Origin of the sequence: Pseudovibrio denitrificans JCM 12308, assembly GCF_001310815.1 — a bacterium.
GTDB classification, from domain to species: domain Bacteria; phylum Pseudomonadota; class Alphaproteobacteria; order Rhizobiales; family Stappiaceae; genus Pseudovibrio; species Pseudovibrio denitrificans.
Window position 1 is genome coordinate 147,592 of sequence record NZ_BAZK01000006.1, and the last position, 21,202, is coordinate 168,793.

The window sequence follows — 21,202 nt, forward strand, 5'->3', positions numbered from 1 at the left end:
GTCTTCCCCTCTTATTCCGCAGCCGCGAGGCCCATACGCGCAGCTTTCATTTCCTGAAGCGCGCGACGGTATTCAACCGGCATAACTTTCACAAATTTCGGACGCCATTCTTCCCAGTTGGCAAGAATGTCTGCTGCCTTCGTGGACCCAGTATACTTCACATGGTTTTCAAGAATGAGACGCAGACGTTCGTCGTCGTGGCGTGTCATGTCAGCTGACAGGTCCACACGTCCTTTGTGCTCGATGTCGCCGCCATGGTGGTGCAGCTTTTCAAGCAGATCGTCTTCTTCTTCCACTGGCTGGATTTCAACCATCGCCAGGTTACAGCGAGAGTTGAAGGATCCGTCTTCATCCAGAACGTAGGCAACACCACCGGACATGCCTGCTGCGAAGTTACGGCCCGTCTGACCGATGACAACAACAACACCGCCGGTCATGTACTCACAGCCGTGATCGCCAACACCTTCGACAACCGCGGTTGCACCGGAGTTACGAACTGCAAAGCGCTCGCCTGCCACACCGCGGAAGTACACTTCACCGCTGGTTGCACCGTAAAGAACGGTGTTGCCGACGATGATGGAGTTTTCCGGCACGATGCGGGTGTTTGCCGGTGGGCGTACGATGATGCGACCGCCTGCGAGGCCTTTACCGACGTAGTCGTTCGCGTCGCCTTCCAGATCGATGGTCACACCTTTGGCAACGAATGCGCCAAATGCCTGACCTGCAGTACCGGTCATGGCGATGTGAACGGTGTCATCCTTGAGGCCTTTTGCACCGTAGCGTTTTGCAATCTCACCAGAGAGCATTGCGCCAACGGAGCGGTCAACAGACTTGATCTGGGCAGGGAAGGAGACCTTCTCTTTGCTTTCAAGTGCTGGTGCAGCATTTCTGATGAGCTCGCGGTCAAGAATGTCGTTGATCGGATGCTCTTGCAGCATGGACCAACGGCTCTCTTCCGGAGTTGCATCTGGACGGTAAAAGATCTTGGAGAAATCAAGACCCTGAGACTTCCAGTGGTTGATCGCGGACTCTTTGTCGAGCATGTCGGAGCGACCAATGATGTCGTCTAGCTTCTTGACGCCGAGCTCAGCCAGCAGGCCACGCAGCTCTTCTGCAACGTAGAAGAAGTAGTTGATGACGTGCTCAGGTGTGCCTTTGAAACGCTTACGCAGGACAGGATCCTGAGTTGCGATACCAACCGGGCAGGTGTTCAGGTGACACTTACGCATCATCAAGCAACCTGCTGCAATCAGCGGTGCAGTTGAGAAGCCGTATTCGTCAGCACCCAGCAGAGCACCGATGAGAACGTCACGGCCTGTACGCAGACCACCGTCTACCTGCAGGGCAACGCGGGAGCGCAGACCGTTGAGAACGAGGGTTTGCTGGGTTTCAGCAAGGCCCATTTCCCAAGGAGAACCAGCGTGCTTCAGAGAGGTGAGCGGAGATGCACCGGTACCACCATCAAAGCCGGAGACAGTGATGTGGTCTGCACGTGCTTTAGCAACACCTGCTGCAACTGTTCCAACGCCCACTTCTGACACCAGTTTAACGGAGATGTCTGCAACCGGGTTCACGTTCTTCAAATCGTAGATCAGCTGTGCCAGTCTTCGATTGAGTAGATGTCGTGGTGTGGTGGCGGTGAAATCAGACCAACACCCGGGGTGGAGTGACGGGTTTTCGCGATCACTGCATCCACTTTGTGGCCTGGCAGCTGTCCGCCTTCACCCGGCTTTGCACCCTGTGCCACTTTAATCTGGATCATGTCGGAGTTGACCAGATATTCGGTGGTCACACCAAAGCGACCGGAGGCAACCTGCTTGATTGCGGAACGCATCGGGTTTGGAGATCCATCCGGCAGTGGGTTGAAGCGCTCTGCTTCTTCACCACCTTCACCGGTGTTGGACTTGCCGCCGATTTTGTTCATGGCAATCGCAAGCGACGTGTGTGCTTCGCGAGAGATGGAACCGAAGGACATGGCGCCGGTTGAGAAGCGCTTGACGATGTCTTCTGCGGATTCCACTTCGTCGATGTTGATCGGACGACGGCCCAGCTCTTCTGCGGATTTCACGCGGAACATGCCACGGATGGTGAAGCGACCGGAGGTCTCGTTCACTTCCTTTGCAAACTCCAGATACTTTTCTGGCAGGTTGTTGCGAACAGCATGCTGCAGCGTTGCGATGCTGTCTGGTGTCCACATGTGGCTTTCACCACGGGAGCGGTAAGCGTATTCACCGCCAACATCCAGAGAGCGGCGCAGGATTGGGATATCCTCAAAGGCGTCGTGATGGCGAACAACAGTTTCTGCAGCAACTTCACCCAGGCCGATGCCCTCGATGGTGGTTGCTGTGCCGAAGAAGTACTTTTCGACGAACTGGGAGTTCAGGCCAACTGCATCAAAGATCTGCGCACCACAGTAGGACTGGTAGGTGGAGATACCCATCTTGGACATGACTTTGAGCATGCCTTTGTTGATGGCTTTGATGTAGCGGGAAACAACTTCATGCTCATCCACTTCCTCAGGGAAGTAGCCCTCAGAGTGCATGGAGCGGATTGTTTCGAACGCAAGGTATGGGTTGATTGCCTCAGCACCATAACCAGCCAGAACGCAGAAGTGATGAACTTCGCGTGCTTCACCGGTTTCAACTACGAGACCAACGGAGGTGCGAAGACCTTTGCGGATCAGGTAGTTGTGGACTGCAGCGGTTGCCAGCAGTGCCGGAATTGCGATGCGGGCACGTGAGATTACGCGGTCAGACAGGATGATGATGTTGTAACCACCATGCACTGCTTTTTCAGCGCGTTCACACAGACGCTCCAGAGCCTCTTCCATACCTTCCGGGCCTTTTTCGGCGGAGTAGGTGATGTCGAGGGTCTTGGTCTGGAACTGGTTGTCAGCGATATCACCGATCGCGCGGATCTTTTCCAGATCAGCGTTGGTGAGGATTGGCTGACGTACTTCCAGACGCTTGGAGGTTGAAAGGCCTTTCAGGTCAAACAGGTTCGGGCGCGGGCCGATGAAGGACACGAGGCTCATGACTAGCTCTTCACGGATCGGGTCGATCGGTGGGTTGGTCACCTGTGCGAAGTTCTGTTTGAAGTAGGTGTACAGCAGCTTGGACTTGTCAGAGAGAACAGACACAGGGGTGTCGGTGCCCATGGAGCCCAGTGCTTCCTGACCAACTGTCGCCATTGGCTGCATGAGAAGCTTGATGTCTTCCTGTGTATAGCCAAATGCCTGCTGACGGTCGAGGAGAGTTTCACCAGCAACCGGTGCGCGTTCACGCACTGGTGGCAGCTCTTCCAGAACCATCTGGGTGCGGTGCAGCCAGTCTTTGTATGGGTGTGCGGTCGAAAGTTGACGCTTGATTTCCTCGTCGGAAATGATGCGGCCTTCTTCCAGGTCGATCAGCAGCATCTTGCCTGGCTGCAGACGCCATTTCTGAACGATCTTCTCTTCTGGAATGTCCAGAACGCCAACTTCGGAAGACATGATGACAAAGTCATCGTCGGTCACGATGTAGCGGGCAGGGCGCAGGCCGTTACGGTCAAGCGTTGCACCGATTTGACGACCATCAGTGAACGCAACCGCTGCCGGACCATCCCACGGCTCCATGAGAGCTGCATGGTACTGGTAGAAGGAGCGACGGTTTTCGTCCATCAGTGGGTTGCCGGCCCATGCTTCTGGAATCAGCATCATTGCTGCATGTGCGAGGGAATAACCGCCGGTGACGAGGAATTCCAATGCGTTGTCGAAACATGCAGTGTCAGACTGGCCTTCGTAGGAAATTGGCCAGAGCTTGTTGATGTCATCGCCAAATGCTGGAGAAGACACAGATGCCTGACGGGCTGCCATCCAGTTTACGTTGCCGCGCAGGGTGTTGATTTCACCGTTGTGCGCAACCATGCGGTATGGGTGAGCCAGATCCCAGGATGGGAAAGTGTTGGTTGAGAAGCGCTGGTGGACCAATGCCAGAGCAGAGACATAGCGCTCATCACGCAGGTCATCGTAGTAGGCGCCAAGCTGGTAGGCGAGGAACATGCCTTTGTAAACGATGGTGCGGCTGGAGAAGGAGACGATGTAGAAGCCTTTATCTACTGCATCGCATTTCTCGCGCACAACGTTGGAGATGACTTTGCGCAGGATAAAGAGACGACGCTCCAGAACATCACCATCAGTATTGTCTGGTAGTGTTACAAACAACTGACGGGAGACTGGCTCAGTCGCAGCAATATCCGGTGCTTTGGACAAAGAAGAATTGTCGACTGGAACATCACGCCAGCCAAGAATCTTAAGTCCTTCTTCAGATACACATTCCGCAACGATGCTTTCGCACTGCTCGCGGAGCTTTTTATCTTGTGGAAGAAAGAGGAATGCTACACCGTATTCGCCTGCTTCTGGCAGTTCGAAGCCGATCTTCGCGCATTCTTCTTTAAATAACTCGTGTGGGACCTGGGTCAGCATACCTGCACCGTCACCCATTAGAGGGTCAGCGCCCACGGCGCCGCGGTGTGTCAGGTTTTCAACGATCTGAAGGCCGCTTTGTACCACATGGTGAGATTTTGCGCCTTTGAGGTTAGCTATAAAGCCGACACCACAGGCGTCGTGCTCCTTGGCTGGATTGTAAAGCCCCTCAGTGGCAGCAGTGCGGAGTTTTTCCGTAACGGTGCCAGTGGTGGTAGCACGGGTTTTCATAGTTTCCCCCCCACTCATATGCATCGTGTTTCCTCCTTTTTCTGCCATTTTTGGCCTCACTTTCGCTCATCTCAATGTGACCGGTTAAGGTCACTTCCTCGTTCGGGTCGCGGGGATGTCTTCCTCGCGGCTCGTTCGAAGCCCCGGCACGGCTTGCCCCGGATCTGTCGAATGAAGCACGGCCTCTTTATATGTAGGGCCGCCCATTCGGAGTTTCCTCCGATCTATCTTACCCCTTTGGCGAGTGCATTGCGATATGTCCGCAGGGCACACATTTGGGGGAGAATGTCGCGGCGTTGGGAACGCGCCTACATTCTTCTCTTTAGCGTTGTGTGGATCTCTTAGGCGGATCGCTTGGAAGGTGTCTTCCAGATTGTCATCAACGCATGCGGGATAATAAGGACAGCACTCCTGTCCTTTTCCGCGTCGCGAACATGCCAGATTTCAGAGGGTAGAGCAAGAGTGTTTCAGAAAGACTTTATTTCTATTCTTTTAATTTTATTAGGCCGATTGTCGCATTGGCACCTAAAACTCAAGTTAGATGCAATAATATTTCAACTATTCACGAACCCGTGAGGAGGATGATCTCATTTTATTGGTTTAATCGCGCGAAAATAACATGTGTTTGATTTCCCATTGATCGAGTTTTTTGCAAGAACTGTCTTCAGAGGCGAACCAAACCTGTTGAACACATCGCCGAATTTCAATTGAGGAGTTTTGAAATGTCCAAAAAAACGTTGTCCGCTGCTGTACTCGCAACCGCTGTTACTGCTGCTGTAGCTGGTGCGAACATTACTGTTGCTGAAGCTGCTTCTAAAGAAAAATGTTACGGCGTTTCTCTTGCTGGTGAGAACGACTGTAAAGCTGGCGCAGGCACCACTTGTGCGGGTACTTCCACTGTAGACTATCAGGGCAATGCTTGGACACTCGTACCAGCTGGCACCTGTGAATCCATCGAAGTTCCAGGTGACCGCAAAGGTTCTCTGACCGAACTTTCCCGCGACCTGCCAAAATAATCGCTTTAAATTACAATATACTGCATGGCGCCGGGGCGGGTTCTACCCCTCCGGTGTTTCTTTAAGAAGAAGTCATAATAGAGAACGAGGTGCGATATGAGTGCGCAAAGGGTCAATGCAAAACTGCCTGCACGAGGTGGCGTCGGCTTAAAGGCTGATCACTACCGCACCATTCTCAATGAAAAACCAGATATGGGCTTCTTCGAAATCCACGCGGAAAACTATATGGGCGCTGGTGGTCCTCCACATGGTTACCTTGAAGCGATCCGCCGGGATTACCCTCTTTCCGTTCACGGTGTTGGTCTCTCCATTGGTGGTGCTGACCCTTTGAACAAAGATCACCTTGCTCGTGTGAAAGACGTTGTTGACCGTTACGATCCAGGCCTCTTCAGTGAGCATTTGGCGTGGTCAACGCATGACACTGAGTACTTCAATGACCTTCTGCCGCTGCCATACACAGAAGTAACTTTGCAGCAGGTGGTTGATCATATTGATGAGGTGCAGACTTTCCTTGGTCGTCAGATGCTGCTTGAAAATCCAAGTGCATATGTGATCTTCAAAGAAAGCACCTACGAAGAAACTGATTTTCTTCGTGAAATTGTGAAGCGGACTGGCTGCGGATTGCTGCTGGACGTGAACAATGTGTTTGTTTCTGCGACCAACTCCGGTGGTTCACCTGAGGACTATGTGGACCGGTTCCCGGTTGAACATGTTCAGGAAATTCATCTTGGTGGGCATGCGCCAGAAACAGATGAGCTGGGTTATCCTCTTCTTATCGATGCACACGACCGCAAGGTCGCTGATCCGGTCTGGGCTCTATATGCCCGCACAATTGATCGGACTGGTCCTCAGCCAACGCTGATCGAGTGGGATGCGAACATTCCGACCTGGGAAATTCTGGCTTACGAAGCCGAGCAGGCTGATGTGGTGATCCAATCCCACATTGAAGCACACGCAAAAGCTTCTGAAGAGCGGAGTGACCATGTCTCAGGCGCCTGATAACACGAAGGAAAAGATTGCCTTGAAAGGATTTGGCGTTCCTTTGCAAGACTTGCAGACGAACATGCAAGGCTTTGACATGTTTTCTGACGGGTTGATGAATCCAGCCGTTCCAGTTCCCGATGGGGTTGTTGGACGTGATGGTAATCCATCTGAGAAGCGTTATGGCGTTTACCGCAACAACGTGATGGCGAGCCTAATCGATGCAATGGCTGCCAACTTTCCCGCAGTGCATGAACTGGTAGGGCGTGATTACTTTCGGGCACTCGCTGCAGAATTTATTCGCAAAAGCCCGCCTGAGCAGCCTGTGCTCAGCGAGTTTGGTGGCAAGTTCTCCGAGTTCATTGGCGCGTTTCCTCCCTTGGCGGATTATCCATATCTGAAGGATGTGGCGGAGATGGAATGGGCTTGGCTGCGTGTGTACCACGGTGCAGATGCGACCCCTCTGGCGCCGGATGCATTGACCAAGATTGATCCAGCAAAACTAGGGGATGCGGTGTTTACGCCGATCCCTGCACACAAACTGATTTACTCCCGTTTTCCGCTGAGCGAGATCTGGAAGCAGAACCGTTCAGAGAACGTGGAGGGTGTTACTCCAGAAGCTGATCAAGCGATTTTGATTTGCCGTCCAGACATGGACGTGACACTGACCGGATTGGCTCAGGACGTAGCGGCATTCGCTGATTTGCTGTTCTTTGGCAAGACATTGGGAGAGGCCGCTGACGTGGTTTCGTCCTCTTTTAAACTCTTTGATCTATCGCAGGCATTGGGCTGCCTGTTGAGCGCGCGCGTGTTCGCGAGCGTCCATATCAAAGCTTAGTAATGATTACGCGGGGCCGGGCGGTATGGCCCCCGAGTGGTGGGAAGCACCTGAGGAGGAATCCGATGAGAATGCTTGTAAATTTATATCAGGGCGTATTTGGCTGGCTGGAACGCGTTACTGAAGGTTGGTTCCTTGGTTTGACTGCGCGGTTTCTGTTCGCTGGTGTCCTGTTCATGTACTTCTGGAACTCAGCGTTGACCAAGTTGGGTGATGGTTTCTTCGGATTCCTGTCGCCATCAACGGGCGCTTATGCGCAGATTCTGCCGCATATTACTGAAGCGGCTGGCTATGACATCTCCCAGATTGCGTTCTTTCCGTATGGCTTGATCGTTTTGCTGGGAACATGGGGTGAAATCATCATTCCTGTGCTGATCGTCGTGGGTTTGTTCACCCGCGCTGCGAGCATCGGCTTTATTGGTTTCGTGGTTGTTATGTCCATCGTAGATGTGGTTGGTCACGGTGTGGACCTGCCGACTATTGGTGCGCTGTTCGACCGTCATCCATCCGCACTGATCTTTGATCAGCGTGCTCTCTGGATCTTCCTGGCAACCGTGCTGGTGATCCGTGGTCCGGGCGTCTTCTCTCTGGACTGGGTGCTGGGCAAGTGGTTTGGCATTCACCATGAGACCGGTCTGTCTGATACCAAGAGCCACGCATAAGGTTCTGATTTGTAGCCTCCCTGACGTGTAGGCTTGAAAACAGATTATGGGCGCATCACTGTTGAGTTGATGCGCCCTTTTTGTTTGCGTATAAGACTAGAGCCCACGTGACAAACATGAGGGAGGTGGCGTTGCAAATAATGTCTTTGAATGGTTGGGGTGGAACGCTTTACTCCGACTTGCTGCCTTATCTCTCGCAAGCCCTGCCTGATGTACTGTGTTTGCAGGAAGTGGTGCATACGCCTGAAAGTGATAAGGACTGGCTGACTTACCGCGACGGGGATCATGTTTTGCCTCAACGCGCCAACCTCTTTAGGGATGTCTGCGAAGCTCTTCCTGAACATGTTGCTGTTTTTTGCCCCGCTGCTCAGGGCGTTCTTTGGGATGATGATAAGTCAGTTCCTTCTCAATGGGGACTGGCAACTTTCGTGCACCGTTCGCTTCCCATCATTGGGCAGGTCCAAGGGTTTGTGCATAAGGGCTATTCAGCGGATGGATATGGGGAACATCCGCGGTCTCGCAGTGCGCATGGGGTTCGCGTGTACGACTATGCCAGCGATCGGGCGGTGAGCATCACTCAGATGCATAGGCTGCGTGACTTAAAGGGTAAGATGGATACGCCAGATCGTCTTGCGCAAGCTGAGAGACTTCTCAAAATCTCACAGGCTGTATCTGAACCAGATGATTTACAGGTGATCTGCGGTGACTTTAATGTGGAACCTGACAGCGAAACAATAAGACTGCTTGAAGCAGATGGTTTGGTTGAGTTGGTCAAGCACTATGATGTCGAGACGACCCGGAACTCCTATTACAAGAAGCCGGGAAAGTTTGCTGATTATATGCTGATTGATCAAGTCGAGCAGATTTCAAACTTTCAGGTGCTGCAAAAGCCTGAAGTCTCTGATCATTGCCCTCTTGTTTTGACGTTGAAGTCCGGTGTGACTGGGGCTGAACAGCAATGCGCTCATTCTGAGATTGAAGCGACTTAAGCTGCTTCTGGTGGAGAGCTTTGCCGTTTAGGTCAATAAATGGCTTGAGTTCCCTCGGTTTGTTGTTATTCAAATCCTATGATTTTTGCGAGTGACAACTGGGCAGGTGCGACGAGTGCAGTAATGACGGCACTCTCGAACCACACAAGCGGCTTTGCCACCGCTTATGGGGTTGATCCATTGAGCCGCTCTATTGAGCAGCAGTTCAATGATCTCTTTGAAAAAGAAGTGGCTGTGTTTCTGGTTTCAACAGGAACGGCAGCCAATTCCCTGGCGCTTGCGACTTATGCGAAGCCGGGTGGCGCAGTGTTCTGCCATGAAGATGCACACATCAACGTGGATGAGTGTCATGCGCCGGAGTTCTTTACCGCTGGCAACAAGTTGATTGGTATTGGCGGTGAACACGGCAAACTGACGCCAGATGCGCTGCGGACTGCGATGGACAAAGTGCCGGATAACAATCCGATGCACGGACGCCCTGCAGCGGTGTCCATCTCACAAGTGACAGAGTTTGGAACTCTCTATCAGCTGGATGAAATTCAGGCACTGGCTGATGTTGCTCATTCCCGCAATGTGCCTTTGCATATGGATGGTGCGCGGTTTGCGAATGCGTTGGTTTCTCTCGATGTTTCTCCAGCGGAGATGACATGGAAAGCCGGTGTGGATGTGCTGTCCTTCGGTGGAACCAAGAATGGCTGCTGGTGTGCGGAAGCCGTGGTCTTCTTCAATCCGGGAGATGCTGAAGGCTTTGAATATCTGCGTAAACGTGCAGCTCAGGTCTTTTCCAAAGCACGTTTCATCTCTGCGCAGTTTGAAGGCTACCTGAAAGACGATAGCTGCTAGCGACCGCTCGTCATGCCAATGCAATGTGTACCCGTCTTGCTGATGGTATGCGTGACATTGAAGGTGTGCGTCTGCCAATCAAGCCTGAGGCAAATGAGCTGTTCCCAGTGTTCACCAAAGAACAAGCTGCCCGTTTGGAAGCTGCTGGCGCGAAGTTCTACGACATTCCAGCAGACTTCACGTCCGAAGATGAAGTGTTCCTCCGCCTGGTCACCTGCTTCGCTACAACGCCAGAAATGGTCGATGAGTTCCTAACTCATCTGCGCGGCTAACAGCGGCAATATGCTTGCATCGTGGTTGCATCTTGTGGTTGCGGTGCGGGTGGTTGAGACGTAGAATGCTGGCCTGCGGAGGGATATAAATCCGCAGACCAGCGGGGCACCTGCAAGGGTATAGCAAGGGTGTTAGAGGCTAACCCTCGCGGTGTCGGTCCAGTGGGTTCAAGGCACTGCCTTAAGCTTTGCACTCTACATATGTTTTTTTGCGTGTAACTTACCACTCGAGTTTTCTTAAGTAGCTGAGTGAGCATAGGAAACGCCATAATTGTAGAAATGGCGCTGAAAGCAGTAGCTGATCTGACTTTAAATCAAAAAAGAAAAAAGCACGGTAAGGTCGAGCTAGATTCCAGTCAATAAAATTGGAACTCAGTGTCGCTTACTTGCTGCTCTAACAGTGTAACTATCGAGATGGTATGATGGATATTTTAGAATGCGTTCAAGAAGTTATGACTACGAGCGGTGCTGGGATGCACGTTAAAGAGATTGCGAGTGAAATCCTTAAGAAGTATCCGAATATGCCCTTTGGTCATGATGAGCTTGCTACTAGATTGTCTACTCGGCTTTCGAGTCACATTCAGAAAAAAAAGGGAAGTGATTGCCGTTTCAGTAAAGTGTCGAATGGCAAAGGTGGTGAAAGGCGTGGTGTTTATCGCTTAAAGAAAACTCGCAAAGCACCAGTACTTAGCACACAGATATCAACAGATGTAGGGCGTAATTTTGTTGGTAAGGGTGGTGAGCATGCGGTGTTAAGTGAGCTTCTATTTAGGGGGTATAATGCAGCTATCATGACAGTTGATCAGGGGATCGACGTTGTTGCGAGCAAAGATGGCCATTATTTTCATATTCAGGTCAAAACTGCTAGGCAAAGCAATGGCGGGTTTCAGTTCAGTGTGAACTTAAATTCATTTAACTCAAACGATAAGAGCCACACCTTTTACATTTTTTTATGTCGGCAAGTTGTGAAGGGTGTACTAACTAATGTTTTTATAGTTTTTCCAAGCTCTATGATTATTAATTACTTAGAGAGCGGCGTTGTGACCGGACGAGAAACATTATCATTTAATATCAGATGTGGCGATAATAGTTATGTTTTAAATGGAAAAGAAAAAATTGATCACTTTATCAATAAGTTCGAGCTCATAAAGTAAGAAACTGGCTTCACATAAAAGAACGCCCCGCTGGGGCAAGCGGGGCGTTAATTGTGTCTGGCCCTTTGGGGGGGAGAGGCAGCCAGACAGATCCGCATGGGAAATGTGCGGAGGAGGAACTTGTTGATTTGAATGAGATTGGCTGACTGGAGGCGGGCCAGCCAATCTTAGAGAGACTGCGTGTTTCTAAATTCGGTTTCTGCTTCAGAAACACGCCTTGGGTTATTCAGAATGTTACCAGGGTGGCCACTCGCGAGGGTGGGAGTTTGGGAGGAAGGTTCCTCGCGAGGGCTTTGCGGTTTGGGCTGCTTTAGTGAGCTACTGTTTCGCCTTCAATCTGTTTGTGTTCTTTCTTGTCTCCAGATGTGATGTTGATTTTGCGCGGTTTCATTGCCTCAGGGATTTCTCTGATGAGGTCAATGTGGAGCAATCCGTGCTCCAGACTAGCGCCAATCACTTTCACATACTCAGCGATCTGGAAGCGGCGTTCAAAAGCGCGGGAGGCGATTCCGCGGTAGAGAACTTCTTTTTCATCGCTTTCAGGCTTTTTCTCGCCGGAAACAGTCAAGACATGTTCTTTAGCTTCAATGGTCAGTTCATCTTCCTTAAAACCGGCGACTGCCATGGAGATGCGGTAGGCGCTCTCTCCTGTGCGCTCAATGTTGTAAGGAGGATATGCTGATCCCTGCTGCTCCGTTCCTGAATCCAACATGGAGAAAAGACGGTCGAAACCAACTGTGGAACGGTAGAGGGGAGTAAGATCGAAATGACGCATTTTTAGTGTCCTCTTTTATGTGGCCAGTCAGCCATCTGAGCAACGTTCACCATTCGCCGCAAAGCGCGCGGACGATGAATTTTTCCTTTTGCTTACAGTGCCTTCCCATCATTGGCGAAGGTTCTAAGCGGTGTCAGACCCACTCTGTGGCGCCTGTGATTTTGAGATGGGAACGGGCTGAATAAGTTTCAAGAGCTTTTTTTTCAAAATAGGTGTTTTTGCTCGTTTGGAGCCCGAATTTTGCAGATTAACAGAACCTGAACGAGGGCTTCTGATCCCGTACATCTGGTGCTTGCTAGTGTCTTCTTGTGTTGAGGCAATCCCTACTGCCAACAAGGAGAAAACAGATGAATGCTTTGAAGAAAAAAGTTACCGGACTGGCCGCTGCAGCTGTTGTGGCTTTAGGAGTTTCTGGCGCGGCGGCTCCGGCGAGTGCAGCGACTAAGTTTAGTTTTGATGGGCCAAATGTAAGCATTCAGGTGACGCAGGCTCACTATAAGAAGCACCGTCACTGGGGGCATGGACAGCATCATGCATTGAACAAGAAGCAGATCAAACGTCGGCTGCGTTCCTGGGGCTACCGCAACTTTAAGAAAGTGAAGCGTAAGGGCGATGTTTACATCGTGAAAGCCAACTGGCAGGGCCATTATCCGGCACGCTTGGTTGTTGACGCTTACAGCGGCTGGATCCTGAAGTACCGCTACCTGGGCTACTAAGCGCGACTGCTGACCTTCTTAATCTGTTTATCCGTCTGACCTGCCTTTTTGCGATCAAGGCAGGTCTTTCGGTGTCTGGGTTTAGTAAGCTGTTTCTTTCAGACGAGCTGGGTAAGCTTTGTCGTAGGCTGCGCCATCAAACTCAACCTTTGAAAGAGACTGTGCCATTTGCCCAGCAGATGGGATCGTCTTGCGATCAACTTTTGCTTCTTCTGTCCAGAGGCCGGAGCGGTAGATGGCTTTCTGACATTGGAAGTAGATGGTGTCGACGGTCACTGTAATGATGGATTTAGGCAGTTTGCCTTCCATCATATGTGCTTCCAGGCGAGCTGGATCCGTGGAGATGCTGGCCTTACCGTTAATTCGCACAGTTTCACCAATACCCGGGATCATGAAGAGCAAAGAGACGCGTGGATCTCTTACGATGTTGCGCAGGCTGTCGATGCGGTTGTTGCCGCGGCGGTCTGCAAATTCGATGGTTTTTTCGTCGATGACCTTTACAAAACCAGCTGGGTCACCACGTGGAGAACAGTCTGTACCTTCTTCTGCAACAGTCGACAGTGCGAAGAAGGGAGATGCTTCGATAAATGTTTTATAATGCTCTGAAATGTAGCCAACCTCTTTATCGATCGAGATTTGCTTGGGGCTGCCATAGAGCTCTTCGAGTTGCTCCAGACTGGTAATTTCGTGGGAAACAGATTTCAGGTCTGCGTCTTGCATGAAAAATATCCTTAAGTCCGCGTACTGGAACTGAGAAAACTTCCAGAAATTGCGGTTGCGGCGGGTTACCCGGAGAGGCTATCAAATTGAGTGTGAGAGAACTAGAGGTTACGTGCTGATGCTGCTGGTCGATACGGATTTCAATCGTGTTCCTGAAGGGACTGAGTCTGGCTTTGTGCAGACGGAAGACAATGTGAAAATCCGTTGGGCACGCTGGGCTCCGACAGGGGCTCCGCTGAAGGGAACGGTGACCATTGTTCAGGGGCGGACCGAGTTTATTGAGAAATACTTCGAGGTCGTTGAGGAGCTGCGGGCACGTGGCTTTTATGTAGTGGCCTTTGATTTGCGCGGGCAGGGTGGCTCAGAGCGGTTGCTGAAGAACGAGCGACGTGGCCACGTTGAAAGCTTTGATGAGTTTGCGCTCGACCTGCACGCTGTTCTCGACAATGTGTCTCTCTCTGATTGTCCCGGTCCACACTTCCTGCTTGGGCACTCAACAGGTGGGGCTGTGGTTATGCATGCGAACCGACGCCTCAAGACCAAGATTGATCGTGCGGTGCTGACGGCACCTTTGGTAGGTCTTGCGATGAGTGGGCGGATTCGCAAGTTTGCAGGAGCTTTGGCGAAAAGCCTCGTTTGGGTTGGAATGGGGAACGCGTTTGTTCCGGGCGGCAACGACAAGATCCTCGTTGACTATGATGGCAACACGCTTACTTCTGATCCTGAACGGTTCAAGCGCATGAATGATATTCTTGAAGCGGCACCGCAGTTAGGGCTTGGTTCGCCGACTGTGAGCTGGTTTCGTGCGATGGGCATGGCGACAGAGCGCTTCAAAGAGCCGGAATTTCAGATCGAGTTTGGCGTTCCGTCCTTGGTGATTGGTGCTGGACGGGATGAAATTGTTTCGACAGATGATGCCGAAGAGCTGTGCCGCTCTTGTCCTGGCATGAGCTTTCTGGAAATTCGAGGATCTCGCCACGAGATTTTAATGGAGCGAGATCCTTATCGTGAGCAGTTCTGGGCTGCGTTTGACGCGTTTATTCCCGGAAGTGCTGATTAAGCAGCAACGCTTGCCAGTTTGGTGAGGAGTTCGTCGTGCAGGCGCTTGTCGCCTGTTGCGAGCACTTGGCCACCATCTGCAGCATTGCCGCCAGTCCAGTTGGTGACGAAACCACCTGCGCCTTCGATGATCGGGATCAGAGCCAGAATGTCGTAGGTGTTCATGCCTGTTTCGATGACTGCATCAAAGCCAGCAGCTGCCACCATGGCGTAGCGTAGCAATCCGTGCTGTAGCGTGTGAGGCGGGCTTCTGCGCAGATTGCATCCCACACAGGGCGTTCGGTCTCTGTGAAGAGTGACGGCTCTGTTGTTGTGATGATTGCTTCTGACAGAGAGGCACAGCTGCGTGTTTTCAGCGTGCGCTCACCCAAAGGGCCGGTCATGAAGGCTTCTTCGCAATTGCCCCAGAAACGTTCGCTGTTGTACGGCTGGCTCATGATGCCTTGAGAGGCTTTGCCGTTGGTTCTGAGGCCAATCAGCGTGCCCCAAAGCGGTGTACCACAGATGAAAGAGCGGGTGCCGTCGACAGGGTCAAGAACCCAGACGTTTTCTGCGTCGTCTCGGGTTCTGCCGTATTCCTCACCGATGATGCATGATCTGGTCGTTCTGCTTCCAGAACAGCGCGGATTGCTTCTTCTGCTGAGCGGTCCGCGATGGTGACCGGATCAAAACCTGCATCCAGCTTGTTGTCGACCTCATAGCCGCTGCGGAAATGCTGCATGGTTTTTGCGTCTGCAGCGTCAGCAAGTTTGTGAAGAAAAGCGTAATCAGGATTGGAAGAGGTCATATCAATTCATCCGGTAGGAGCAGTCAATCGCCTGCGCACCATAGTCAGGATTTTCAAAAGTGCAAATGCGTAGGGTCAATAGACGCATTTTTAACGTGCCGGGAGCGTCTACGACTTAGTGCTAGTGCACTGCATGAAACTCATACCAACGTCCATGATCCCTGAAAAATCAGGGTGTTGTCGCAAGGATACAAACTGGCCAATTCGTCTAGGAAAGGCGCGATTCCGGTGTTGAGTGCTTGACGTTTTTGCGATGCGATGTAAGCCTTGTTGCAGCGCGACATTTGGAGTCTGCGCCGCCCTTCGCGAAAGGGTGTTTCCTCCCTAGACTAGAGGCCGCCTCCCGGATGAGCGCGGCCTTTTTTTTGTTAAGTTGTTAATGCTCCCCATCGTAGGAAGGTTGCAAGGCAGGGGAGGAAAAGGTGTCGAATTACTTCGAGAGTCCGTTTAAGGGCATTCCGCTTCGGGAGCAGGTGACCAATCCCAACATCATCGTTGGAAAGCATTCTTATTATTCCGGTTTTTATCACGGCCACAGTTTTGATGAGTGCGCACGCTATCTGAGTGCTGATGAGGATGAGCAAGACAAGCTCATCATCGGCTCGTATTGCTCGATTGGGTCTGGTGCCGTGTTCATGATGGCTGGGAACCAAGGCCATCGGGCAGAGTGGGCTTCGACATTCCCGTTCCATTACTTTGATGAACCTGCGTTTGAGGGGGCATCGGATGGCTATAAACCTTCCGGCTCAACGCGCATCGGCAATGATGTCTGGATTGGATCTGAGGCCATGATCATGCCGGGGGTGCAGATCGGAGATGGAGCGTTGATTGGCAGTCGTGCAGTGGTGACAAAGGATGTCCCTGCTTATGCGGTTGTTGCAGGCAATCCGGCCAAGGTTATCCGTTCCCGCTTTTCAGAGGAACAGGTGCAGATGCTTCAGGAGATGAAGTGGTGGGACTGGAACGATGACACTTTGAAAGGGGCCATGCCGTTGTTGTGCTCGTCAGACATCGAGCGGCTTTACGATTATTGGCTTGGCTTTTAAGGGATGGGCTGCAGTTTATTCTGCAGCCAATGTTTCTCTGGTGAAGGTTTCTGTCACCATTTCCACCAGTGCAGTCAGAAACTCCATCAAGTCCTTACGCAGGTCATGGAAACCTGAGTGAGGTTGGTGGGCGTGCTCGTCCATATAGAGTGCGCGGTTGATTTCGACCTGAAGGGCGTGAATGCCACGCTCAGGTCGGCCGTAGTTCTCAGTGATGTAGCCGCCAGCGTACGGGCGGTTGAGCGCTACGTTATAGCCCATGTTCTGCAACAGGCCGACTGCGCAGGAGGAGAGCCACGCGGAGCAACTGGTGCCAAAGCGGTCTCCAATGACGAAATCGGCTTTGGGATCATGGTTCTTGTTGGAGTTGGCCGACGGCATGGAATGGCAATCCACCAGGACTGCAAGGCCAAACTTGTCCTGCACGTTGTTCAGGAGGCCCCGCAAGGTGTTGTGATAGGGCTTATAGACCCTCTCAATACGATCCAGACCTTCTTCTGCAGGAATGCGGGTGCGGTAGATCTCGCGGCGTTCGCCTACGATACGTGCAATGGTGCCGAGGCCGCCTGCAACGCGCAGGGAGCGCGAGTTGATGTGCTTTGGGAGTTTGCCTTCGAACATCTTTGGATCGAGCTCATAGGCTTCTCTGTTCACGTCAATATAAGCACGCGGGAAGTTTGCTTTGAGCACCGGAGCTCCGAGGTGCTCTACATCTTTGATCAGAAGATCGACGAAGGCGTCTTCGCTCTGGCGGATCTGTGTGGTGTCCAAACGAGAAGATTGCAGGAATGACGAAAGGTACGCCCGCCCGGAGTGGGGGCTGTTAAAGACAAAGGGGACAGAATGTTCATCTGGGGAGAGGACCTCAAAAGCGGGGACCTGATCTCCGGTGCCAAGCGTACTGCTATAGTTCGCAATGGCTTTAATCTGATGATCTTCCAAAACTGTCACAGAGCTTACATTCCTTAATCGCCGCAATCCCGCCCAGTATAGAGGGAGATCGCCCCATGGGCCAGACATTACAAAGTCTGCTTATGAAATAGGCAAGAGATCTCAGAGATTTTACGCAGTTTGCGGGGGCGGTGTGGCTCTGGACCCTCAGTTGACGCAGAAGTCTCTTCAGAAGTGAACCTGTTTCATTTGTCCCTATTGTTTTGACAGGTATTCCCGAGTAGTTTCCTGAACCTAACAGCGTACGTTATTCGGAATCTGTCGGATTGCGAGGGGTGAGTGCGTCTGACATATTCTAATAATTTACGGGGCGGCTCTGAGAGGGGAACCTCGTCGCTGCACCTGGAGTTTTAAGGTTGTCGAACATGTCTCGAATTCTGCTCGCGGAAGACGATAATGACATGCGCCAGTTCTTGTCCAAGGCACTTGAGAAGGCTGGGCACACTGTTGTTTCCTTTGATAACGGAAAGAGCGCATACGAACGCATCTGTGAAGAGCCTTTTGCGCTTTTGCTGACAGACATTGTGATGCCCGAAATGGACGGGATTGAACTGGCTCGCAAAGCTACTCAGCTTGATCCGGATCTGAAGGTCATGTTCATCACTGGATTTGCTGCTGTTGCGCTTAATCCTGATTCCAAAGCACCGCAGGATGCAAAGGTTCTTTCCAAGCCTTTTCACCTAAAGGATCTGGTGCGCGAAGTGGAAAAAATGCTCGTTTAGTCAGTTTTTAGGGGCGAATGTGGAAAGAGACAGCAAATTTCCAATTTTGGACTTGCACGTTCTCCAGATTCCTCTTATACGCCTCTCCACCGCAGCGTTGAAGCGCTGACGGACGAGCTTCTTTGAAAGTTTCGGGCGTGTAGCTCAGCGGGAGAGCACTACGTTGACATCGTAGGGGTCACAAGTTCGATCCTTGTCACGCCCACCATTTTTCGTCGGTTAACATCTTGGATGTATATCCGGCGGAGCGGGTCCTGATCTCAGGTCCAGCGCCGCTTCTTTAAGAACGCAGCGCGGCGAGATCAGAGGCTGTACACTGGAGGCGCTTAGCGCCTCTTTTCACTGGCGGATCGTGGTACTTCAGGATCCCTAAGTATTGTCCCTAACCGGGGGTAGGATAATGAAGATTAAGAACTCTCTTAAGGCACTCATGGGCCGCCATCGTGATAACCGCATGGTACGCCGCAAGGGTCGCGTTTACATCATCAACAAAAAGAACCCACGCTTTAAAGCACGTCAGGGTTAAGTTTGTTGCGCTGATTTGAAATAAAACAGCGCGAAAAACCCTTGGTTCTAAGAGTTGCAAGCCGCGTAGCAAAAGTGAGATGCTTTTGCTATGCGGTTTTTTTCGTTTGAACGCCCAAACAGCTCCGCTTCAGGAGCACTCAGGTTTCTGTTCAATAGACTTTCCGGATTTTCTGGAAGGGCCCCTTTCTCTCGACATTCTGACTGGTTAAGGCGCTCTGCCGTGGCAGGTAGAGCGGCAGCACTGGCATGTCTGATGGTCGCCGGTGGTTCTGTAGCCTCTGAGCGTGGTGGCTCTACAGGGCTCTCAGATCTGCAAGTGGTGCGCGGATTGCCAGATGGGCATCCAAAGCTGAACATGGGGCCAGATGCGGTTCTTGATGGACCTGCTGGTGGGCCTGCTCAGATTGGGCGATCTGCGCCTGGCCACGGGCACTCTGCGCATTATACGCGTCAGCAGTTGTTGGATGCGCTCTTTCTGGAGCTCAGGGATGCTGACACGCTGGGAGACGCTCAGGCGATCTCACGCCGTATCCATAGCCTTTTCATGCAGTCTGGTAGTCACACGCTGGATCTGCTCATGATGCGCTCTGCGAGGGCGATTGAGGGCAAGGAATACGGTTTGGCGTTGGATCTGTTGGATGCGGTGGTTCGTCTTGATCCCGGATATGTAGAGGGATGGAACAGACGGGCGACGGTGCATTTCCTGAAGGAAGATCTGGGACGTTCTCTTGCGGATATTGAACAGGTGCTGCGGATTGAACCGCGGCATTATCCGGCGCTCTCTGGCTTTGCCATGATCCTTAGAAAGACAGGTGAGGACGAGAAGGCGTTGGAGGTGTTCCAGCATGTGCTGAGCATCTATCCGTTGTTGGAGAATGCTCAGGACGCCGTTAAAAGCCTGCGTGAGGAACTGTGGGGGCAGTATCACTAGCAGGTGGGGTTTTAGCCCAGAATGCGATCAGCAGCTCTTGTGATGCCGTCTTTATATTCCGCGTAGCTTGAGACTGTGAGGGAGAGCCCTTTGGCGAGGGTGAAGAGGATGAAAGCATCATCTTCGGCTTGTTCTTTGGTGCGGTCATCATAGCTCTCAGTAATGACATAAGCGATTTTGAGCATGACCTGGGGCATTAGGCCTTTGCCGACGGATGACATGACTTGTTCGCCCATCCGAACCAACTCAGCGCCATGCACAGAGTTCCGCATCAGGTCTACGTGCTGGCCAATAATTGTGTCTAGTGCGCTCAGGATGCGGGACTTGGTGTCATCTGACTTTTCTTCAAGGATTTCCAGTGCTTGAAGGCCGATCTCTTCAGAGTATTCCTCGATTATGGTCTGGAATAGCTCTTCCTTACTTCCAAACTTTTTATAGAGCGATTGGCGTGAGAGGCCGACCGCGTTTGCAACGTCACCGACTGAAGTCTTCCGAAAGCCGTATTGAGCGAAAACACCCAGCGCCTTCTTTTTGTCAAAGTTTGTTTTCATGTTTACCTAGTTGACAATTGTAGTTCATGTTGTCAACTTTGTTATGCAGCAGAGTGAGTGCTGCGTGTTGGAGAATGAAATGAGCACAGCGAACAAGAGCAGCGCAGTTTCCGATTGGACTGCGGACCAACTGCCTTCTCTTGAGGGTAAGACTTATATCATAACAGGCGGTAACTCCGGAATTGGGTTCGAGGCAGCAAGAATGCTCGCTGGAGCGGGCGGTGATGTGGTCATTGCCTGCCGGAATGCTGAAAAAGGTTCAGCTGCCCAGCATGCGTTGCAAGCTCAAGCGAAAGGAAAAGTTGATCTGGTTCAGTTGGATCTGAGTGATCTGGCGTCCGTTCGCTCAGCAGCAGAAATTGTTGCTACAAGATACACCAAGATCGATGGGCTCATCAATAACGCTGGTATTATGCAAACGCCTGAGTTGAAGAGTGTTGATGGCTACGAGTTGCAGTTCGCGACCAATCATCTTGGTCACTTCCTCTGGTCCGGCTTGCTGAAGCCTAATGTTGAAGCTGCTCAGGGGCGGTTTGTTATCGTCGCGAGCCTTGTTCACAAGATGGGCAAGATCAACTTCAACGATCTGATGATGCGTGAAACCTATGCGCCTATGAAGGCCTACTCACAAAGCAAGCTGGCGAATGTGATGTTTGGTCTGGAGCTTCAGCGGCGTCTGTCAGATGCGGGGAGTGCGTCTTTTGTCACGATGGGCCATCCGGGGTGGTCTGCCACCAATCTGCAGAGCACGGGGCCGACTGGTCTGATGAGCAAGACCTATAAATGGATGAACAAGCTGTTTGCTCAATCTGCTGAGCGAGGTGCGCTGCCTACCGTATTGGCTGCTGCTGGTTTGGAGGCTGAGCCGAATGGTACTACGGCCCTACGAAGCGGATGGAGAGTGTTGGTCCTGTTGGCGTTGCGCGCATTGCAAGCCATGCGTTGAATCCGGAAGTTGCGCGGCGGCT

Annotated in this window: 17 protein-coding genes, 1 tRNA gene and 3 pseudogenes; 15 read left to right on the top strand and 6 right to left on the bottom strand. The window is 51.9% G+C overall.

Going from position 1 to position 21,202, the window contains the following annotated elements; translation table 11 throughout:
* Nucleotides 1–11: 11 nt before the first annotated feature.
* Nucleotides 12–4,693: pseudogene (gltB, locus tag JCM12308_RS09330) on the bottom strand (glutamate synthase large subunit).
* 722 nt (nt 4,694–5,415) lie between these two features.
* Between gltB and JCM12308_RS09335 the strand changes: the two are divergent.
* The 7 genes and pseudogenes from JCM12308_RS09335 to JCM12308_RS09365 all read left to right on the top strand — a co-directional run bounded on the left by JCM12308_RS09335 (nt 5,416) and on the right by JCM12308_RS09365 (nt 11,448).
* Nucleotides 5,416–5,709, top strand: a complete 294-nt coding sequence (locus JCM12308_RS09335; RefSeq protein ID WP_008551278.1) for a BufA1 family periplasmic bufferin-type metallophore — start codon at nt 5,416–5,418, stop codon at nt 5,707–5,709.
* 96 nt (nt 5,710–5,805) lie between these two features.
* Complete coding sequence (bufB, locus tag JCM12308_RS09340) at nt 5,806–6,708, top strand: MNIO family bufferin maturase (protein ID WP_054783537.1); 903 nt, start codon at nt 5,806–5,808, stop codon at nt 6,706–6,708.
* A complete protein-coding gene (locus JCM12308_RS09345) occupies nt 6,692–7,528 on the top strand; it encodes an HvfC/BufC N-terminal domain-containing protein (RefSeq protein WP_054783538.1) in 837 nt (278 codons plus the stop codon). The genes bufB and JCM12308_RS09345 overlap by 17 nt, the downstream gene beginning before the upstream one ends.
* Before the next feature lie 71 nt (nt 7,529–7,599).
* Complete coding sequence (locus tag JCM12308_RS09350; protein WP_054783539.1) at nt 7,600–8,190, top strand: DoxX family protein; 591 nt, start codon at nt 7,600–7,602, stop codon at nt 8,188–8,190.
* A gap of 140 nt (nt 8,191–8,330) precedes the next feature.
* Complete coding sequence (locus JCM12308_RS09355) at nt 8,331–9,179, top strand: endonuclease/exonuclease/phosphatase family protein (protein WP_083417387.1); 849 nt, start codon at nt 8,331–8,333, stop codon at nt 9,177–9,179.
* A 78-nt stretch (nt 9,180–9,257) separates the two neighbouring features.
* Nucleotides 9,258–10,294: pseudogene (locus JCM12308_RS09360) on the top strand (threonine aldolase family protein).
* 422 nt (nt 10,295–10,716) lie between these two features.
* Nucleotides 10,717–11,448 (top strand): hypothetical protein, encoded by a 732-nt coding sequence (locus tag JCM12308_RS09365; RefSeq protein WP_164845282.1) that lies wholly within the window; start codon nt 10,717–10,719, stop codon nt 11,446–11,448.
* A 310-nt stretch (nt 11,449–11,758) separates the two neighbouring features.
* Here the strand turns inward: JCM12308_RS09365 and JCM12308_RS09370 are convergent, their stop codons facing one another.
* A complete protein-coding gene (locus tag JCM12308_RS09370) occupies nt 11,759–12,223 on the bottom strand; it encodes an Hsp20 family protein (RefSeq protein WP_008551438.1) in 465 nt (154 codons plus the stop codon).
* Nucleotides 12,224–12,570: 347 nt separating this feature from the next.
* Between JCM12308_RS09370 and JCM12308_RS09375 the strand changes: the two genes are divergently transcribed.
* Complete coding sequence (locus tag JCM12308_RS09375) at nt 12,571–12,939, top strand: hypothetical protein (RefSeq protein WP_054783542.1); 369 nt, start codon at nt 12,571–12,573, stop codon at nt 12,937–12,939.
* 81 nt (nt 12,940–13,020) lie between these two features.
* Here JCM12308_RS09375 and JCM12308_RS09380 read toward each other — a convergent pair whose 3' ends face one another.
* Nucleotides 13,021–13,659, bottom strand: coding sequence for a pyridoxamine 5'-phosphate oxidase family protein (locus JCM12308_RS09380; RefSeq protein WP_054783543.1), 639 nt, complete (start codon nt 13,657–13,659; stop codon nt 13,021–13,023).
* A 118-nt stretch (nt 13,660–13,777) separates the two neighbouring features.
* Here JCM12308_RS09380 and JCM12308_RS09385 point away from each other — a divergent pair, with 118 nt between their 5' ends.
* Nucleotides 13,778–14,719 carry an alpha/beta fold hydrolase gene (locus tag JCM12308_RS09385; RefSeq protein WP_054783544.1) on the top strand — a complete coding sequence of 314 codons (942 nt, stop codon included), beginning with the start codon at nt 13,778–13,780 and terminating at the stop codon, nt 14,717–14,719.
* On the opposite strand, the pseudogene hisN reads toward JCM12308_RS09385, so the two are convergent.
* A pseudogene (gene hisN / locus JCM12308_RS09390) lies at nt 14,716–15,505 on the bottom strand (histidinol-phosphatase). The gene JCM12308_RS09385 and the pseudogene hisN sit on opposite strands and share 4 nt — an antisense overlap.
* A gap of 422 nt (nt 15,506–15,927) precedes the next feature.
* Here hisN and catB point away from each other — a divergent pair.
* Entirely contained in the window at nt 15,928–16,551 is a 624-nt protein-coding gene (gene catB, locus JCM12308_RS09395) for a type B chloramphenicol O-acetyltransferase (protein WP_054783545.1), read from the top strand.
* Nucleotides 16,552–16,566: 15 nt separating this feature from the next.
* Here the strand turns inward: catB and JCM12308_RS09400 are convergent, their stop codons facing one another.
* A complete protein-coding gene (locus JCM12308_RS09400; protein ID WP_083417428.1) occupies nt 16,567–17,469 on the bottom strand; it encodes an N-formylglutamate amidohydrolase in 903 nt (300 codons plus the stop codon).
* Between the two features lie 398 nt (nt 17,470–17,867).
* On the opposite strand from JCM12308_RS09400, the gene cpdR reads away from it, so the two are divergent.
* From cpdR to JCM12308_RS09420, 4 genes are all read left to right on the top strand, one after another.
* The gene (gene cpdR / locus JCM12308_RS09405; RefSeq protein ID WP_008551455.1) at nt 17,868–18,224 is read left to right on the top strand and encodes a cell cycle two-component system response regulator CpdR; all 357 of its coding nucleotides are present in this window, start codon (nt 17,868–17,870) and stop codon (nt 18,222–18,224) included.
* A 133-nt stretch (nt 18,225–18,357) separates the two neighbouring features.
* A tRNA-Val gene (locus JCM12308_RS09410) sits at nt 18,358–18,432 on the top strand.
* A gap of 192 nt (nt 18,433–18,624) precedes the next feature.
* On the top strand, nt 18,625–18,750 hold the full coding sequence (ykgO, locus tag JCM12308_RS09415; RefSeq protein ID WP_008551489.1) for a type B 50S ribosomal protein L36: 126 nt from the start codon (nt 18,625–18,627) through the stop codon (nt 18,748–18,750).
* A 222-nt stretch (nt 18,751–18,972) separates the two neighbouring features.
* Nucleotides 18,973–19,683 (top strand): tetratricopeptide repeat protein, encoded by a 711-nt coding sequence (locus JCM12308_RS09420; protein ID WP_208609236.1) that lies wholly within the window; start codon nt 18,973–18,975, stop codon nt 19,681–19,683.
* An 11-nt stretch (nt 19,684–19,694) separates the two neighbouring features.
* Here JCM12308_RS09420 and JCM12308_RS09425 read toward each other — a convergent pair whose 3' ends face one another.
* Complete coding sequence (locus tag JCM12308_RS09425) at nt 19,695–20,234, bottom strand: TetR/AcrR family transcriptional regulator (RefSeq protein WP_054783547.1); 540 nt, start codon at nt 20,232–20,234, stop codon at nt 19,695–19,697.
* 79 nt (nt 20,235–20,313) lie between these two features.
* On the opposite strand from JCM12308_RS09425, the gene JCM12308_RS09430 reads away from it, so the two are divergent.
* Nucleotides 20,314–21,180 carry an oxidoreductase gene (locus JCM12308_RS09430; RefSeq protein WP_208978416.1) on the top strand — a complete coding sequence of 289 codons (867 nt, stop codon included), beginning with the start codon at nt 20,314–20,316 and terminating at the stop codon, nt 21,178–21,180.
* Nucleotides 21,181–21,202: the final 22 nt, after the last annotated feature.

What these genes read in the sequence shown, in the direction of transcription:
- JCM12308_RS09335 (WP_008551278.1), top strand. Translation starts at nt 5,416, where the DNA reads ATGTCCAAAAAAACGTTGTCCGCTGCTGTACTCGCAACCGCTGTTACT.
- bufB (WP_054783537.1), top strand. Translation starts at nt 5,806, where the DNA reads ATGAGTGCGCAAAGGGTCAATGCAAAACTGCCTGCACGAGGTGGCGTC.
- JCM12308_RS09345 (WP_054783538.1), top strand. Translation starts at nt 6,692, where the DNA reads ATGTCTCAGGCGCCTGATAACACGAAGGAAAAGATTGCCTTGAAAGGA.
- JCM12308_RS09350 (WP_054783539.1), top strand. Translation starts at nt 7,600, where the DNA reads ATGCTTGTAAATTTATATCAGGGCGTATTTGGCTGGCTGGAACGCGTT.
- JCM12308_RS09355 (WP_083417387.1), top strand. Translation starts at nt 8,331, where the DNA reads ATGTCTTTGAATGGTTGGGGTGGAACGCTTTACTCCGACTTGCTGCCT.
- JCM12308_RS09365 (WP_164845282.1), top strand. Translation starts at nt 10,717, where the DNA reads ATGGATATTTTAGAATGCGTTCAAGAAGTTATGACTACGAGCGGTGCT.
- JCM12308_RS09370 (WP_008551438.1), bottom strand. Translation starts at nt 12,223, where the DNA reads ATGCGTCATTTCGATCTTACTCCCCTCTACCGTTCCACAGTTGGTTTC.
- JCM12308_RS09375 (WP_054783542.1), top strand. Translation starts at nt 12,571, where the DNA reads ATGAATGCTTTGAAGAAAAAAGTTACCGGACTGGCCGCTGCAGCTGTT.
- JCM12308_RS09380 (WP_054783543.1), bottom strand. Translation starts at nt 13,659, where the DNA reads ATGCAAGACGCAGACCTGAAATCTGTTTCCCACGAAATTACCAGTCTG.
- JCM12308_RS09385 (WP_054783544.1), top strand. Translation starts at nt 13,778, where the DNA reads ATGCTGCTGGTCGATACGGATTTCAATCGTGTTCCTGAAGGGACTGAG.
- cpdR (WP_008551455.1), top strand. Translation starts at nt 17,868, where the DNA reads ATGTCTCGAATTCTGCTCGCGGAAGACGATAATGACATGCGCCAGTTC.
- ykgO (WP_008551489.1), top strand. Translation starts at nt 18,625, where the DNA reads ATGAAGATTAAGAACTCTCTTAAGGCACTCATGGGCCGCCATCGTGAT.
- JCM12308_RS09425 (WP_054783547.1), bottom strand. Translation starts at nt 20,234, where the DNA reads ATGAAAACAAACTTTGACAAAAAGAAGGCGCTGGGTGTTTTCGCTCAA.
- JCM12308_RS09430 (WP_208978416.1), top strand. Translation starts at nt 20,314, where the DNA reads ATGAGCACAGCGAACAAGAGCAGCGCAGTTTCCGATTGGACTGCGGAC.